Raw genomic sequence first — 15,942 nt, forward strand, 5'->3', positions numbered from 1 at the left:
GACCCGGTGGAGTCTGCCGGCTCAGGCCGCCTGGCTGACGGCACCCAACGGAATCTCGACGTCGATCTCGAGGATCGTGACGTTCTCGTCACGGTCCATCTTGACCTGCACCTTGTCGCTGTCGACCTGCACATGCTTGGCGATCACCGCAAGAATCTCCTCGCGAAGCAAGGATACGAGGTCCGAGCCGCTCGACGAGCGCTCGTGGGCGAGAAGCACTTGCAGGCGTTCACGCGCAGTCGGAGCGGAGCGCTGTTTGCGGAAAAGATTGAATATAGTCATGCGGCCCTCCGTGCGAAGATCTTGCCGAATATCCCCCGCTTTTCCCCGGGGATCGTGATCGGCAGAACTTCTCCTGCAAGCCGGCGTGCGGCATCGAAATAGGCCATGGCCGGAGCGCTGCGGGCGTCTGCCAGAGTGACGGGCGAACCGATATTGGAGGCACGCAGCACGTCCATGCTCTCCGGGATGATGCCGAGCAACGGGATGGACAGGATTTCCAGCACGTCCTCGACCTTCAGCATGTCGCCCCGCTCCGCGCGGTTGGCGTCGTAGCGCGTCAGAAGCAGGTGCTTCTCCATACGCTCGCCGCGCTCTGCCTTCATCGTCTTCGAGTCGAGCAGGCCGATGATACGGTCCGAGTCGCGAACCGACGAGACTTCCGGATTGGTAACCACCACCGCCATGTCGGCGTGGCGCATGGCGAGCGTGGCGCCGCTTTCGATCCCGGCCGGGCTGTCGCAGATGACCCAGTCGAACACCCGCTTCAGCTCGGTAATGACCCGCTCCACACCCTCGGGTGTCAGATTGTCCTTGTCGCGCGTCTGCGAGGCCGGCAGCAGGTACAGCGTCTCCAGCCGCTTGTCGCGGATCAGCGCCTGCGTGAGCTTGGCTTCACCCTGAATGACGTTGATCAGGTCGTAAACGACCCTGCGCTCGGCACCCATCACCAGGTCGAGGTTGCGCAGCCCGACGTCAAAATCGACGACTACAACCCGTTCGTTTCGCTGCGCCAGAGCCGCTCCCAATGCGGCAGTCGAGGTCGTCTTGCCAACCCCGCCCTTGCCTGAAGTGACTACGATGACTTTCCCCATCTTGCTCTCCTGTTTGCTGGCCGGCTTCGGCTCAAATAAGTTTCTCTGCAATGATCGAATCCCCTTCAAGCCAAAGCTGGACTGACTGTCCGCGAAGGCCCGGGGCCATGTCTTCCGCCATCTTGTAGATGCCGTCGATTGCCACCAGCTCGGCTTCGAGCTTGCGGCAGAAGATGCGCGCCGACGCGTTTCCAAGCGATCCCGCCATGGCCCGGCCACGCAGGGTCCCGTAGATATGCACCGATCCGCCGGCGATAATTTCGGCACCGGAAGCGACCGAGCCGATGATCGTCACGTCGCCTTCCGGAAAGATGACCGACTGGCCGGAACGGACCGGCTCACGGATGACAATCGACTGCAACGCGGACCGAACCTCCGGCGCGACCGGCTTCGGCTCGCCGTTGCGCAGATCGATGATCGGCTCCTTTGCGACGGCCTCGTCTGAGACCGGCCGGCCACCTTTAAGTGCCGGAGGCATGCCGGGACCGAGGATCGAAGGACGACCGCCCTCGATGCCCATGATATTGACGTTGCGTCCGGCCAATTCGGTGATGAGATCCTTCAGCTGGGCGCGGTCGATCGGCAGATCGGTCACGTCGAGCACGACAGGCCGGCCCAGAAAGAAACCCGCGGAACGTGCCGCAAGGTCATCCAGCCGGATGAGCCAGTCGTCGAAGGGAAGATCAGGGGCGAGGACAACCGCCAGAAAAGAGCGGCCCTTGATGCGGATAGAGCGAGCGTCTGTTAGCATTTTGGTCATCTGCGTAAAGAAATCGTTGACTGATTTCTAGCGCCGACATGGTTAACAAAGGGTAAACGGATGCCCCGCAAAGAGCCTGGTTTTAACCGATCGTTACGATCTTCCTCTCCATCAAGCTCGCCTCGGCGGACATCGGCTTCGCGATGAGGAAAATGCAGGGCGCGAGAAGAAAAGGGCACGCCAAAACGACCGCGCGCAGCATACGAACCATCTCTTCTGGTGGTTCGGTAACGGCTGTGATTCTGGGCCGCTACATGGGATTCGGTCTCGCCATGAGAAACCGCAGGGCGGCTTCCTGCGACTCGAAGGACGTTTCCGGCAGGCGTCGCCGGATACCGCACCGGGCGGACGCGACCGAACGTGCGCAACTTGAATTTCGGAAAACCTCAGCCCCAAAACGAAAAAGCCTGCCGCGGGAGGAGGTGCGGCAGGCTTTCCGAAAAGAACCGAACAGCGGCTGGGAGGAGGAGTGCCGCCGTTCCTACAGACGTCCCTGGGAGGAGGAGTGGGCCGCCTGATAACACGAAGCTCTGCGGGAGGAGGTGCATCGCTTCGATAAGTATGACTATACACCCGTCCGGCTCGATTGATACCCATTATGTTGCAGTGCAGCTATACGAAAAACGCATACCGGAACGTGGAGCCGGAAGAGACCAGGACCACGGCAGGTGTTGGACGCAAAAACGCCCGCGGCAATGGCGGGCGTCATGCAAAATCCGGCAGAGATATTGCGGTCAGCGAGCGCTGGCTGCGCGGGCGACGTTGCGGATGTCGGCGCGGTCGATGCCGAGGTCCTGCAGTTCGCGGCTGGTCATGCGGCCGAGTTCTGAGACGGTCTGGCGATACTTGCGCCAGTTGTTGAAAGAGCGTGCTACGTTCATGATCGGGTCCCTTTCCTGAGACTGTCTGACGTCAGCATCCGTACTTGGCTCCGGCGTCGTTCGATGACCGTGATATAGGCGCTCGCAACTGCCTGGAAAAGCAACAATACTTCAGGTCACCCATGCATAATGTGCATCGATCCTGAGACTACGCCTCGGCCGATACCGCAGCGCACACCATGATCATCTCGACCTTGAGGGCGGGATTGGCGAGCCGCGCCTCGAAACAGGCCCGGGCGGGCGGAGCCATTCCCGAAACCCAGGCGTCCCAGACCTCGTTCATTTCGGCATAACCGTCCATGTCGGCGAGCATGATGGCGCAGAAGATCAGGCCCTGCTTGGCGCTGCCGATCTCGGCAAGCCGCGCTTCAGCCTTGGCCAACAACTGCCGGGTCTGCTCAGCAACGCTCAGATCCCCGTCATAGGGCGACTGGGGCGTTACCGCGAAATAGCCGGTGCCTTGGTGCACGACAGCCGAACTTCCACGGCTGCCGACACCGAAACGCTGGATGATGGAAGAGAAGTCCTGGATCATGACAAGCCTGTACTGTTTTTGAACGGTGAACGAGATGGTGCACACGTGCCGCGGGGCTGCCCGAACCGAAGAGGATCGGGATATGAAGCGCGTCCTCCGCTGATGTGTTCGAATGACGGGAATGAGCTTTCGGAGCGAGATAGACGCCACCCGGTTCGATCGTCAAGGTCTCGGCCGGCATCGGGACCGAGCACCGGCGGGTCGTTCCCTGCTCGGCGGTTGCTATTTCGCCATGCTTGCTGATAGTTCGAGGCGGGAGCCGCGTCTGCAGGCAGAAACAACTGCGACGGATCCCTTCCCTTTCTACGGAGATGATCATGACACGTCCCCCGCGCCGGCCCGTCAATCCGCTCGATGCCGCAGAGGCCCTGTTTGCGCCGGCCAAGAAGACCACCCCCGCTCCCGCGGTCGAGCGGCGCGCGCCGCCGAACGTCAAGGAACTTGTGTCCCTGAAGCTCGACAGCGACGTGCTCGCCTATTTTCAGGAGGACGGCCCCGGCTGGCAGGATCGCATCAACGATGCGCTCCGTGAAGCGATGAACGACAAGGGGTGAGTGACGGGGGCTGCTATGGCATGCATGGCGTGCGTTGCCTGAAAAGTATATGATCTCTTCTAAGGAGCCGACCATGCCAGCTTTGCCAAACCTGAACATCGTGCCGTTCATCAGCGTCGAGAACATGATGGACCTCGTCCTGAACGTCGGCGTGGAAAATTTCCTCACGGAGCTTTCGGCCTATATCGAGGCGGATTTCCGCCGTTGGGAGGCGTTCGACAAGGTGCCGCGTATCGCCTCCCACTCGCAGGAAGGCGTGATCGAGCTGATGCCGACCAGCGACGGCACGCTCTATGGCTTCAAATATGTCAACGGTCACCCCAAGAATACCCGCACCGGCCGCCAGACCGTGACGGCCTTCGGGGTGCTCTCCGATGTCGACAGCGGCTATCCGCTCCTCATTTCGGAGATGACCATCCTGACGGCACTGCGCACCGCGGCGACCTCTGCCGTGGCGGCCAAATATCTGGTGCCGGAAGGCGCCGATTGCATGGCGATCATCGGCAATGGCGCGCAGAGCGAGTTCCAGGCGATCGCCTTCAAGGCACTGGTCGGTATCAATAAGCTGCGGCTCTACGATATCGACCCGCATGCCACGGAACGATGCGCCAAAAATCTTTCCGGGATGGGCTTTGAAATCATCCGATGCCAGTCCTCTCAGGAGGCCGTCGAGGGTGCCCATGTGATCACCACCGCGACGGCAGACAAGCAGAACGCCACCATCCTCACCGACAACATGGTCGGACCGGGTGTCCACATCAATGCCGTCGGAGGCGACTGCCCCGGCAAGACCGAGCTTCACAAGGATATCCTGCTGCGCTCGGACATCTTCGTTGAATATCCGCCGCAGACCCGCGTCGAAGGCGAAATCCAGCAAATGCCGGCGGACTATCCTGTCACCGAACTCTGGCAGGTGATTTCCGGTCTAACGACAGGCAGGACGGGCAGCGCTCAGGTGACGCTGTTCGACAGCGTCGGTTTTGCGACCGAGGATTTTTCGGCGCTTCGTTATATCCGCGACAAACTCGCCGGCACCGGCCTTTATGAAAATCTCGACCTCCTCGCAGACCCCGACGAGCCGCGCGACCTCTTCGGCATGCTGCTCCGGCGCGAAGTCTCGCGGAAAGCCACGATGCGGAACTCGATCCCGAACGGATAACCATGCGACGCGGGCGCACCGGATTTCATGCCGGTCACGCCCAGCAGGCTTATTGGAGCATTCCCGCCTCGAGCGCGGCGGATAGAAACGTCTCACGTGCAGCCGACGCGTCTATCTGTCTGCGCAGCGCCGCGGAGCAGACCTCGGTCGCCGCTCTGTAGCGTTCGTTGCGCGCCGCCGGCCATTTGTTGGTGAGATAGATCAAGGCCTCCGCAGGCGTTCGAATAATCTCCGGAGACCGTCGCCCGACCGCTACGACCACCGGCTCCGGCCAGTTCGGATCGCTTTTCACCCGTTTTTTCATGCATTTCCTCCGCCTGCATGCCAAACCTTGCAGATCGGAGTGTGGCACGGCTTCCGCCGCCTATCTATTTGACCTGACTTACCTCATTGGGAGTAGAGCGTCACTGCTTGTGACCACCGACGGGCGCCACAGCATCTTCCTTTTGCGCTATGATGCACTAGTTCCCTTTTCAAAATCCAACAGCCACGCAGTGAATGACCCGCCCTGAGGACAGCTCCAAGAACCCGGATGAACATGCCCCCAGCGAGCCTGCGCGCGTGACTGACAGAGAGGCGGTACCGGAAGGCGCGCCGGAAACGGACGACCGTCCCGACGAACGCTCGCATCCGGGCAAACCTCCGGACGAGCCGAAAGCGGGCGACAATTCCGCTCCGGCTTTCGGGCAAAGCGGACGGGCCATCCGTGAATTGCTGGCCGCGCTCCGCCACGATCTCGGAACGTCCTGGCAATCAGCCTCCCTCTGGATAAGGAACGCCGCTGCCGCTCTTCGGGAGAAATACGCAAGGCCGAAAGAGCAAGAACCAAATCCGACATCCGGAACGGCGGAGCGCTTTTCAGCCTTCCGCAGCAAAGCCCTTTCCCAAATAAAGGCCTGGCGGCATCGGCGGCGCTTTTCACCGCAGGACCGGCCGTCCAGGCGGTGGTCGTGGATGACGGTTGCCGCACTCGCATCCTTCGCCTGCGTCCTTGTCATGGCGGGCGTTCTGACATGGGCATTGAAGGACGTGCCATGGCGGGAGATTGCCGCCGGCACGCTGAAGCCGGTCATCGTCCTGGAAACGGCGGATGGCGCGCCGCTTGTCCGTCAGGGTCCCTATCAGGGGCCGTATGCCGCTTACGATCAATTTCCGCAGTCCCTCATCCAGGCTGTCCTGTCGATCGAGGACAGGCGGTTCATGAGCCATTACGGTATCGATCCGAAGGGTATCGGCCGTGCGCTGATCCGGAATTTTCAGGCGGGCTCTGTCGCCCAGGGCGGAAGCACGATCACCCAGCAACTGATCAAGGTGCAATATCTGGAAAGCGACCGAACGCTGAAGCGGAAGATCCAGGAGGTGGTCGTTGCATTCTGGCTCGAATGGAAGCTCGGCAAGCATGAAATCCTGACACGGTATCTAAACGCGACTTACCTCGGTTCCGGTGCTACCGGAATGCCGGCCGCCGCGCGGATCTACTTCAACAAGGACATCGGAGACCTCGACGTCTCGGAGTCTGCCATGCTCGCCGGTCTCCTGAAGGCGCCGAGCCAGCTGAACCCCATCGCCAATTTCGAAGGCGCCCGCCAGCGAACGGCGACGGTGCTTGCCGCAATGGTCGCCAATGGCAAGCTGACGCCCGACGAAGCCGCGGCCGCCAAGGCGAAGTTCGGCAAACTTCGCCCGACCACACCGACGCCCCGCTCGGGAAGCTGGTTTGCCGATTGGATATCGCCGCAGGCAAGCGAGATCGCCGGCACCTCGCCGGGATCGACGACGGTCCGCACCACGCTCGTGCCCCGCCTGCAGCGCATTGCCGAAAGGGTTGTTGCACAGGCTCTGGGCGAAGACGGAAAGACGCTCGGTGCAAGCCAGGCGGCGCTGGTGGCGATGACACCCGAAGGCGCGGTCGTCGCCATGGTCGGCGGGCGCGACTACAAGACGAGCCAGTTCAACCGCGCCGTCACGGCGATGCGACAGCCCGGCTCCACGTTCAAGCTGTTCGTTTATTACGCGGCCTTGAAAAAAGGACTGACCCTTTCCGACCGCGTCCTCGACGCCCCGATCGAGATCGACGGCTGGTCGCCCGAAAACTCCGGCGGCGGTTACCGGGGCTGGGTGACATTGGCGGAAGCTTTCGCCCGGTCGTTGAATGCCGCAACCGTCGCCCTGGCGCAGGAAGTCGGGCTCGACAACGTCATCGCGGCCGCCAAGGAACTCGGCATCGACACGCCGCTCGCGCCGACGCCATCCCTCGCGCTCGGCACTTCTGAGACCAATCTCCTCGATCTCACCAGCGCCTATGCATCGGTTCGTCTCGGGAAAGCACCGGTCGAACCTTGGGGCATTATCGATTTTCAGGCGGCGGGCCAATCGCAGGCCTTCAGGGTGGGCAAAAAGACAGCGCCTTCGATCGATCTGTCACCCTACCAGTCCGACCTCCTTGGCCTGCTGCAGCTCGTCGTCGAACGCGGCACGGGCCGCGACGCAGATCCCGGCACGTTCGCCGCCGGCAAGACAGGCACCAGCCAGAACAATCGCGATGCCTGGTTTGTCGGTTTCACCGAGCCGCTGGTCGTCGGCGTCTGGGTCGGGAATGACGACGACACGCCGATGAAAGGCGTGACGGGCGGCTCGCTTCCGGCTCGGATCTGGCGGGACTTCATCCGCGCGGCGATGGCCGAGCCCGCTCCTGATTTCGATCTGGACAAGGGGCTGGCGGCAGGCGAGCCGGGGACCGCGCCCTCCTGCAACATCAACGCCTGCTCCCGCAGCTACCGATCTTTCCGTGCCTCCGACTGCACCTATCAACCTTTTCGCGGTGAGCGCAGGCTTTGCGAAAGGTGAACGGCACTCGAGGGCGCAGAGCGACGGCCCACCGCCCTCGAGTAAATTTCCAGAGCCGCACGAAAGTATGAGATTTAACAAAAAACGACCGCTCTGTGATTGCCCGGCGAATGAAGCTTTGCTAGAGCAACTCGCATTCCCTGAGCGGCACCATCGCCGCCATCATGGTGGGGCGTCGCCAAGCGGTAAGGCAACGGTTTTTGGTACCGTCATCCCTGGTTCGAATCCAGGCGCCCCAGCCAATTAATTGTGGTCCGTCCTGGACACATGGGTTACGGTTTATTCCTGAGACATAGGTAACACTTTTGAGCCGAAAGGGTTCTGCGGTGGTTCGAGCCTGCGTGTCTCGTCATCGAAGTATCCCAGATCGTAGTCCATGAAGCTTGCGAGCCAGATACGGTAGCGCTCTGCCGGGCAAGCCATGTCAAGGGCTTGGTGCGGCCGCTCTGTGTTGAATTCCTCCACGAAGTCGTCAAAGCGGGCCTGCTGCTGCAGGAAATTGGCGCCGGCCGGCTTGGTGGTTTCCAGCTTCAATGTCAGATGCATGCGTTCGTGGCGGCCCTCGCCGAGCTTCGGAAATCCCGGATCCGCTTTTATCCTGGAAAAACGCGCCGGCGCTACTCGCTTCCTTCCTCCGGACCGGTCTTTGCATCTGCGATCTCTCGGCTTTCCCTCTTGATGGGGCGCGCGATTGGGCAGACTTCTTGCACGAAGCCGTTCAGCGTGTTGGCGAGATTGTTGGGGACGATCGAATAGTGGATGAACTGGCCTTGTCGCTTCTTGGCGATCAGGCCGGCATTCTCCAGCACGCCGAGATGCTGGGAGATCGAAGGCTTAGACATGTCGAAGCGCGACGCGATTTCTCCCGCGGTCAGCGACGTATGTGCCAGATAGGCCAGGATGCGCCGGCGCGGCGCTGAGGCCAGTGCCTCGAAGACGCTCTGTAACGAACCATTCGAGCTCAACGCTTCTTCCATTGGCTCGTTCGACTTCTGCTCCACCACGACCAACCTCGGAAACATAACCATTTAGGTCATTGCCTAAATGCCTAAATTGAGGAATAAGTATTTAGCTTATTAACTAAATATCTCTCCGTCTGCGGCTTTGCAAGGCGTGGGCGACGCAAAGCCTGGAATTGGCAATGTCTACTGTAGCGAAGCAGACCCTTTCTACCGAACGCATGATTTCCGCACCTAAAAGCAGCGCTACCGATGGCGAAGTGGTTTGGGTGCCGGAGAAATCGATCTGGACCGGCATGCTGACATTGATCGCATCGGCTCTCGGCCCGCTGACTTTCAGCTGGGACGCCTTAGCACTCTTCGTGATCTCCACGGCAATCACCATCTGCGCCGGTCATTCGGTTGGCATGCATCGCCTGCTCATTCATCGCTCGTTTCATACCAGCAAGGCGGTAGAATACATTCTTGTCTATCTGGGCACGCTGGTCGGCATGGCCGGGCCGTTCGGCATGATCTATGCGCACGACATCCGCGACTGGGCACAGCGTCAGCGCGATTGCCACCCGCTACATGCCCATCGCCGCTCGTTCCTCGTCGATGCCTGGTGGCAGATGCATTGTGCGGTGAAACTGCAACATCCGCCCACCTTCGTCATGGAGAAAGCTGTCAGCGGGGACCGGTTCTACCAATTCCTCGAACGAACGTGGATGGCGCAACAGTTGCCATGGGCCGTACTCTTCTTCGCCATCGGCGGCTGGAACTGGGTGGTATGGGGGATCGCGGTGCGCGTCTCTGTCTCGCTTACCGGCCATTGGCTGATCGGCCACTTCGCTCACCGCCGTGGCCATCAGGGTTGGAGCGTCAAGGACGTTGCGGTCCAGGGCTACAATTTGCCCGCCTACGGGCTGATCACATTTGGCGAAGCCTTCCATGGCAATCACCACGCTTTCCCACAATCCGCACGCCTCGGCCTAGAAGATGGCCAGATCGACCTCGGCTGGACCTTCATCAAGGCTCTCATGGCACTCGGACTCGCCGACGAGGTGAAGCTGCCCGAGAACACGCAGGCTCGCGACGGGCTGCAACGCGTGCCTGAAGCAGGAGCCTAGATTTAGCCGCCTTGGCTGAGGATACACTCGGCCAAATCAGAACTGGCTGCGAGCCTCATTGTTCTGATGAGAACAGCAATCCTCCGGGTAACCAGGAGAACGGGGCGTAGCCCTCAGCCTACCGCTAATTGACTATCCCATCGCCCATCTGATGAGCCGCATCCGAATTGCGCTCAGAATATCAGTATGGCTTTATAACTTGATAGCCGGAATTTCAGGATCGTGAGGGATTTGTGCGCTTCGAGAGTACGATCATTGAAGATGTACTTCTTTTAGCGTCGAAGAAAATCGGCGATCCTCGAGGCTATTTCATGGAAACGTTTCGGAAGAGCCTCTTTGAATCAGAAGTCGGTTCTTTCACGTTTGTTCAGGACAACCGGTCTTACTCGTCAGAGGCGGGAACTGTTCGTGGTCTGCACTTTCAGATCCATCCTCATGCACAAGGTAAACTCGTGTCGTGTTCGAGCGGCGCGCTCCTGGATGTGGCGGTTGATATCCGTATCGGATCGCCGACCTACGGGAAGTTCGTGGCGGTGGAACTGTCGGCCGAAAATGCCCTCCAGCTTTGGCTGCCGCCGGGTTTCGCCCATGGGTTTTGCACGCTGACGGCGGATACGATCATCACCTACAAAGTGACTGACTATTACAGCGCCGAACACGAACGCGGCCTGCTTTGGAACGATCCGGAGCTTGGGATCGAATGGCCAGTCGCCGCAGACAAGGCAATCCTGTCTGAGAAGGACCCGGGGCAGCCTAAGCTCTCCGAGCTTCAATCCAACTTTATTTACGCCGTCAACGACGAATTCGGCAAACGCAGCCGCAGCCTGTGATCAGAATTTTTAGGGGTAGTCGACAGCATGCGCGTGCTTGTAACGGGTGGGGCAGGTTTCATCGGATCGGCGGTAATCCGCCACCTCGTGCTCGAAAAGGGATACGAGGTCCTCAACATCGACAAACTGACCTATGCCGGCACGTTGAGCTCGCTGAGGTCGGTCGAGGGCAAGCCGTCCTACCGGTTTCTCAAGATCGACATATGCGATGCCGCCGCGATTGCTTCCGCGATGTCGACGTTCAGGCCTGACCGGGTGATGCATCTGGCAGCCGAAAGCCATGTCGACCGCTCCATCCTCGGCGCACGGCAATTCGTTGAAACCAACATACTCGGCTCTTTCACCATGCTCGAATGCGCACGAGCATATTGGCAGGCACTTCTTCCCCAGGACCGAAGCCGCTTCCGCTTCCTGCATGTCTCGACCGACGAGGTCTACGGTTCCCTCGGAGCGGAGGGGGCGTTCTCGGAAACAACGCCCTACGATCCGAGCTCGCCCTATTCGGCATCGAAAGCAGCATCGGACCATCTCGCCAAGGCATGGGCCCGAACTTACGGCATGCCGGTCATCGTCTCCAACTGCTCGAACAATTACGGGCCTTACCACTTCCCCGAAAAACTCATTCCGCTGACTATCCTGAACGCGCTGGAGGGCAAGCCCCTGCCGGTTTATGGAAACGGGACCAACATCCGCGACTGGCTTTATGTGGAGGATCACGCTCGGGCGCTGGATCTCATCGCCGAGCGAGGCAGGGTTGGAGAAACCTACAATGTCGGAGGCCGGAACGAGCGCAGCAATATCGACGTCGTGAAGCGGATCTGCGCGATCCTCGACGATCTGCAGGCAATGGGACGCCCCCATGAAAACCTGATCCAGTTCGTCGCCGACCGGCCCGGGCATGATGAACGTTATGCGATCGACGCGACCAAGCTCGAAACGGAACTGGGCTGGAGGGCAAAGGAGAGCTTCGAGACCGGCATCGAAAAGACGGTGCGCTGGTATCTCGATAGCGAATGGTGGTGGGCGCCGCTCCGAAAGGGATACGACGGCAGCCGCCTCGGGCTCCTCAAGGCCGGGGCTGGATGATGCGCGAACCCAGGCGATACGTGGTAACCGGGCTTAAGGGACAGGTCGTCCAATCCCTCATCGAAAACGCGATCGGGCAAAACGAGGTCGAGATTATTCCGCTCGGCCGCCCTGAACTCGATCTGGCCAGCCCGGAGACCATCGCGGCGACCGTCGAGGCCGCTCGTCCCGACCTGATCGTCTCCGCGGCTGCCTTCACAGGTGTCGATCAGGCCGAAATCGACAGGGCAACGGCTTTTGCCGTCAACGCTGCAGGCCCGGCGGAACTGGCGCGGGTCGCAAAAACGCTGCAGGTCCCGATCGTTCATCTGTCCACAGACTATGTCTTCGACGGCAGCAAGCTTTCCCCTTATGTCGAATCCGATCTGGTCGCACCGCTTGGCGTCTATGGCCGCGACAAATTGGTGGGTGAGCGGAACGTCGCTGCAGCAACCGAAGATCATGCCATCCTTCGCACCGCCTGGATCTACAGCCCGTTCAGCCGGAACTTCCTGCGCACGATGCTGAAGGCCGCCGAGACAAGGGAAGAGGTGCAGGTCGTCGACGATCAGATCGGCAACCCGACCTCGGCAACCGATATCGCCGAGGCCATCATGGTGGTCGGGCAAAACCTGCTGGCTTCGAACAATCCTGCCTTGCGCGGCGTCTTTCATATGGCGGGGACGGGCGCGGCGACTTGGGCGGACTTCGCAGACGAGATCTTCAGAATTTCGGGCGCGAATGGCGGGCCTTCGGCAAGGGTCGTCCGCATCCCCACCAGCGCCTATCCGACGCCGGCTCGGCGACCGGCCAATTCACAGCTGGACTGCTCGAAGTTGTACAGGCGCCACGGCATCGTCATGCCCGATTGGCGGGGCTCAGTGGCAAACGTCGTCAGGCGCGTTCTGCAGCCGGTTGACCTTGAAAACAGAGAATACGGGAGGTGAGTGGATGAAGGGGATTATTCTCGCCGGCGGCAGCGGCACGCGGTTACACCCGATGACGCAGGTGCTGTCAAAACAGCTCATGCCGATCTATGACAAGCCGATGATCTATTATCCGCTGTCGACGCTGATGCTCGCGGGAATCCGCGACATCCTGATCATATCGACGCCAAAGGACATGCCGAATTTCCAGCAGCTGTTGGGCGACGGTTCCAAATGGGGCCTCTCGTTATCCTATGCGGAACAGCCCTCGCCTGACGGTCTTGCGCAAGCCTATATTATCGGCGCCGATTTCATCGGCTCCAATTCGTCCTGCCTGGTCCTGGGCGACAACATCTTCTTCGGCCATGGCATCACCGACCTCTTCAAAAGCGCGATGGCGCGCGAGAGCGGCGCCACGGTTTTTGCCTACCACGTCAACGACCCGCAGCGTTACGGCGTGGTCGAGTTCGACAAGCAGATGAAGGCAGCTTCGATCGAAGAGAAACCGGAACACCCCCGCTCCAGCTGGGCCGTCACAGGCCTCTATTTCTATGACAAGGACGTCATCGAGATCGCGGCCAACCTGAGGCCGTCCGCCAGAGGCGAACTGGAGATTACCGACGTCAACAGGGCCTATCTCGATCGCGGGAAGCTCCATGTCGAGATGATGGGGCGCGGTTATGCCTGGCTCGACACCGGCACGCCCGACAGCCTCCTTGAAGCATCCGAATTCGTATCGACGCTTGAACGCCGACAAGGGTTCAAGATTTCCTGCCCCGAGGAGATTGCCTATCACCAGAACTTTATCGACGCTGATCAGCTCGAATGCCTCGCCAAGCAATATGGGAAGAGCGCCTATGGGCGATATCTAACCGGGCTTCTGGATCCCATTCCGTCGCAGGTCCATAAGCCGCTCAGCTTGGTCGGGTAGACTGAAGCGTCGTCGACGCCCGTCAGTTTTTCGCCGGGATCTCCAGGCGCACGACGTTTGTCGACTGTTCCGTCGATGTTTTCGCCGCCTCCAGTGAAGCGGCCAGGTCTTCGATCTTGAACGGTTTTGCCACAACCGGACAGCCGACCTCCGTGCCGGCCTCCAGCTTGTCGCTGTAGCCGGTCATCAGAACAACCGGCAGGTGCGAGTTCTTCCGGCGTATCTCCTCGGCAAGCTCGATGCCGGACATTCCCGGCATCATGATGTCGCTGATCACCGCCTCGATATCGGGGTGACGTTCCAGAACCTCGATTGCCTCGATGCCGCCTGTCGCCACGAAGATCGTGGAAACAAGTCCTTCCAGGGCCAGGCGCACCGATTCCAGAGAGGATGGGGTATCGTCCACGATCAGAAGCCTGGCCGGAAGATTTACCGCCGGCTTTGCGGGCTCGCGCGCAACGCGCTGCTCGTTCGACCGGGGAAGAAGCAGCGTGAAGGCGCTGCCATGGCCGGCCACGCTCGCGACCCTTACGGCACCGCCGTTGCCCTTGGCGAAACTGTGGACCTGGGTTAGCCCGAGCCCCGGTCCGCCGTTCTTCTTCGTGGAAAAAAATGGCTCGAACACCCGCCCCAGATGCTCGGATGCGACGCCTGTTCCGGTGTCTGCGATCGTCAAGGCAACGAACTGTCCTTGAAGCGTCGGATCTTCCGCAGCGCCATCGAGGACATTCCTTGCCGAAATCGTCACTTGACCACCGCTGCCCATTGCCTCGCGCGCATTGGTAAGGAAATTGATCAGCGCGTTTTCCAATCCCGCGGGATCGACGTGAACGGGCCAGATGTCGTCCGGAACATTGATGGCCATGACGATCGTGTCATCGATGGCCTGCCGCAGCAGCGGTCTCAATTCGGCGAGTTTGATGTCCAGCTCGACATGTCCGGCGCCCTGATTGGAGCGCCTCGAGAACGACAGCAGTCGTTGCGTGATCGCCTTTCCTCTCGTTACTCCCTCGCTCATGTGCGAAAGGAGCTGGGTCACCCGCTGCTCGTCGTTCCGCCTCCTCTTGATGCCCTCGACACCCGATTGAAACACCATGAGCAGGTTGTTGAAATCATGCGCTGCCTGGCCCGTCAGCTTTCCAAGCGCATCCATGCGCTGCCAGTTGGCGATGCTTTCGCGTTCGCGGTTCCTTGCGCGAATTTCTCGGTGGAAGAGAAATGCAGCCGAACCCGAGAGCAGCAGCGTGAAACAGCTGGCTGCCGCGAGCAGCAATGTCGCCTTGCGTGCCAGCCTGTCGTATTCCGCAACCGGCAGGCCCACCCTCACCCGCCACGGGGTTTCCCCAAGTGCTACTTCGGCAACCCGTACCTCCAGCCCGTTCTTGAGCGTCGCCAGGCCAAAATCCGTTCCGGAAAAGCTTGCGAACTCGCTTGCAGCATTGCCGGCAAGCGCGGGAGCGCCGGTGGAAGCGACAAGGCGATCCTGGCCGTCGACGATCCAGGCCGCCCAGCTTTCCGGGAGCCCATTGGCGTAGAGGAGGTTTGTCACGATCGTCGGGCGGATGACGACCGACAGAATGGCTCGCAGTTTGTCGTTCCTCTGGATCGGAACCCTCACGGCGAAGGCCGCCTGCCCGCGAGGCCCGATTGAAACATTGCCGATCACAGCGGCGCCCGTGCGAACCAGGGTCCGGTGGCTCTCCACATCCACGACCTGTTTCTCGGCCGCACCGTCGAGCGCCGGCGAGGACAGCACGACCTCGCCTTTCTCGTCCGATATCCGAATCTGCTCCCATTCAGGCACCCTTTCGCGCAGGCGCCGAGCGGTCTCGGCGAAGGCGGAACGGGGGATCGGCGGATCGAGCCGGGGCGAATCCGCAACGACGGACAGAAGCTGAATCTGACTTTTAAGCTCCCGCTGAAGCGTCGCGGCCATGATCGTCGCTTTGCTGCGAATGTCGGCGTCGAGCGCGTTCTGCTGTTCCTGAATGAAGAACCTACCCATCACGGCGGCGAGAATGATGAGCGGGATCAGCGACGCAGTGACGAGGAGGAGCGCTGGCCTGGCTTGATTCAACTGACACTCCGATATCCGTTGTCCACGCTCCATCAAATAGGCCGGAGCCTGAAACTTGCAACGCCAACTTCGGCCGGAGGGCCAGGGTCGCGCCAAATAGCTGGGGAGATTGCACCGATCAGCGTCATTCCCACAGCAATGCCAACCGCCGGCTGCGCTTTCCTTCTCCTTTTCCACGCACGACGACGGCTCGACAGAGCGGGAAGACGTCCATC

Annotated in this window: 16 protein-coding genes, 1 tRNA gene and 1 pseudogene; 9 read left to right on the forward strand and 9 right to left on the reverse strand. The window is 60.5% G+C overall.

All coding sequences use genetic code 11. From position 1 onward, the window contains the following. Positions 1-21: 21 nt before the first annotated feature. The 5 genes from minE to C5L10_RS13575 form a co-directional block, all read right to left on the reverse strand. Positions 22-282, reverse strand: coding sequence for a cell division topological specificity factor MinE (gene minE / locus C5L10_RS13555; protein ID WP_046625576.1), 261 nt, complete (start codon positions 280-282; stop codon positions 22-24). Further along, on the reverse strand, positions 279-1,094 hold the full coding sequence (gene minD / locus C5L10_RS13560) for a septum site-determining protein MinD (RefSeq protein ID WP_046668566.1): 816 nt from the start codon (positions 1,092-1,094) through the stop codon (positions 279-281). The genes minE and minD overlap by 4 nt, the downstream gene beginning before the upstream one ends. Positions 1,095-1,125: 31 nt before the next feature. Beyond that, positions 1,126-1,854: a septum site-determining protein MinC gene (gene minC / locus C5L10_RS13565; protein WP_105430095.1), complete on the reverse strand. Its 729-nt coding sequence runs from the start codon at positions 1,852-1,854 to the stop codon at positions 1,126-1,128. A 734-nt stretch (positions 1,855-2,588) separates the two neighbouring features. Further along, a complete protein-coding gene (locus C5L10_RS13570; RefSeq protein ID WP_080951260.1) occupies positions 2,589-2,735 on the reverse strand; it encodes a DUF1127 domain-containing protein in 147 nt (48 codons plus the stop codon). A gap of 148 nt (positions 2,736-2,883) precedes the next feature. Next, positions 2,884-3,270 carry a RidA family protein gene (locus tag C5L10_RS13575; protein ID WP_046668564.1) on the reverse strand — a complete coding sequence of 129 codons (387 nt, stop codon included), beginning with the start codon at positions 3,268-3,270 and terminating at the stop codon, positions 2,884-2,886. 317 nt (positions 3,271-3,587) lie between these two features. On the opposite strand from C5L10_RS13575, the gene C5L10_RS13580 reads away from it, so the two are divergent. Next, positions 3,588-3,824, forward strand: coding sequence for a BrnA antitoxin family protein (locus C5L10_RS13580; RefSeq protein WP_105430163.1), 237 nt, complete (start codon positions 3,588-3,590; stop codon positions 3,822-3,824). Positions 3,825-3,897: 73 nt separating this feature from the next. Further along, positions 3,898-4,983, forward strand: a complete 1,086-nt coding sequence (locus tag C5L10_RS13585) for an ornithine cyclodeaminase (RefSeq protein WP_105430164.1) — start codon at positions 3,898-3,900, stop codon at positions 4,981-4,983. Positions 4,984-5,032: 49 nt separating this feature from the next. On the opposite strand, the gene C5L10_RS13590 is transcribed toward C5L10_RS13585, so the two are convergent. Next, the gene (locus tag C5L10_RS13590) at positions 5,033-5,287 is read right to left on the reverse strand and encodes a DUF982 domain-containing protein (protein ID WP_105430096.1); all 255 of its coding nucleotides are present in this window, start codon (positions 5,285-5,287) and stop codon (positions 5,033-5,035) included. 650 nt (positions 5,288-5,937) lie between these two features. On the opposite strand from C5L10_RS13590, the gene C5L10_RS13595 reads away from it, so the two are divergent. Continuing rightward, positions 5,938-7,830: a PBP1A family penicillin-binding protein gene (locus C5L10_RS13595; RefSeq protein WP_105430165.1), complete on the forward strand. Its 1,893-nt coding sequence runs from the start codon at positions 5,938-5,940 to the stop codon at positions 7,828-7,830. Between the two features lie 168 nt (positions 7,831-7,998). Continuing rightward, positions 7,999-8,072, forward strand: a tRNA-Gln gene (locus C5L10_RS13600). A gap of 37 nt (positions 8,073-8,109) precedes the next feature. On the opposite strand, the pseudogene C5L10_RS13605 reads toward C5L10_RS13600, so the two are convergent. Together C5L10_RS13605 and C5L10_RS13610 are read right to left on the reverse strand one after the other, a co-directional pair. Beyond that, positions 8,110-8,430, reverse strand: a pseudogene (locus C5L10_RS13605) (integrase core domain-containing protein); the annotation flags it as partial. A 17-nt stretch (positions 8,431-8,447) separates the two neighbouring features. After that, complete coding sequence (locus C5L10_RS13610; protein WP_371411939.1) at positions 8,448-8,807, reverse strand: metalloregulator ArsR/SmtB family transcription factor; 360 nt, start codon at positions 8,805-8,807, stop codon at positions 8,448-8,450. A 164-nt stretch (positions 8,808-8,971) separates the two neighbouring features. On the opposite strand from C5L10_RS13610, the gene C5L10_RS13615 reads away from it, so the two are divergent. The 5 genes from C5L10_RS13615 (at position 8,972) to rfbA (ending at position 13,650) form a co-directional block, all read left to right on the forward strand. Then, positions 8,972-9,898 (forward strand): acyl-CoA desaturase, encoded by a 927-nt coding sequence (locus C5L10_RS13615; protein WP_371411938.1) that lies wholly within the window; start codon positions 8,972-8,974, stop codon positions 9,896-9,898. Positions 9,899-10,131: 233 nt separating this feature from the next. Then, positions 10,132-10,728 (forward strand): dTDP-4-dehydrorhamnose 3,5-epimerase, encoded by a 597-nt coding sequence (rfbC, locus tag C5L10_RS13620; protein ID WP_105430098.1) that lies wholly within the window; start codon positions 10,132-10,134, stop codon positions 10,726-10,728. A 27-nt stretch (positions 10,729-10,755) separates the two neighbouring features. Next, on the forward strand, positions 10,756-11,814 hold the full coding sequence (gene rfbB / locus C5L10_RS13625; protein ID WP_105430099.1) for a dTDP-glucose 4,6-dehydratase: 1,059 nt from the start codon (positions 10,756-10,758) through the stop codon (positions 11,812-11,814). Beyond that, complete coding sequence (gene rfbD, locus C5L10_RS13630) at positions 11,811-12,740, forward strand: dTDP-4-dehydrorhamnose reductase (protein ID WP_105430100.1); 930 nt, start codon at positions 11,811-11,813, stop codon at positions 12,738-12,740. The genes rfbB and rfbD overlap by 4 nt, the downstream gene beginning before the upstream one ends. A 4-nt stretch (positions 12,741-12,744) precedes the next feature. Then, on the forward strand, positions 12,745-13,650 hold the full coding sequence (rfbA, locus tag C5L10_RS13635) for a glucose-1-phosphate thymidylyltransferase RfbA (protein ID WP_105430101.1): 906 nt from the start codon (positions 12,745-12,747) through the stop codon (positions 13,648-13,650). Positions 13,651-13,672: 22 nt separating this feature from the next. Here rfbA and C5L10_RS13640 read toward each other — a convergent pair whose 3' ends face one another. Then, entirely contained in the window at positions 13,673-15,727 is a 2,055-nt protein-coding gene (locus C5L10_RS13640) for a response regulator (protein ID WP_105430102.1), read from the reverse strand. Positions 15,728-15,942 lie beyond the last annotated feature (215 nt).

Origin of the sequence: Neorhizobium sp. T6_25 (genome assembly GCF_002968555.1) — a bacterium.
In the GTDB taxonomy this organism is placed as follows: domain Bacteria; phylum Pseudomonadota; class Alphaproteobacteria; order Rhizobiales; family Rhizobiaceae; genus Neorhizobium.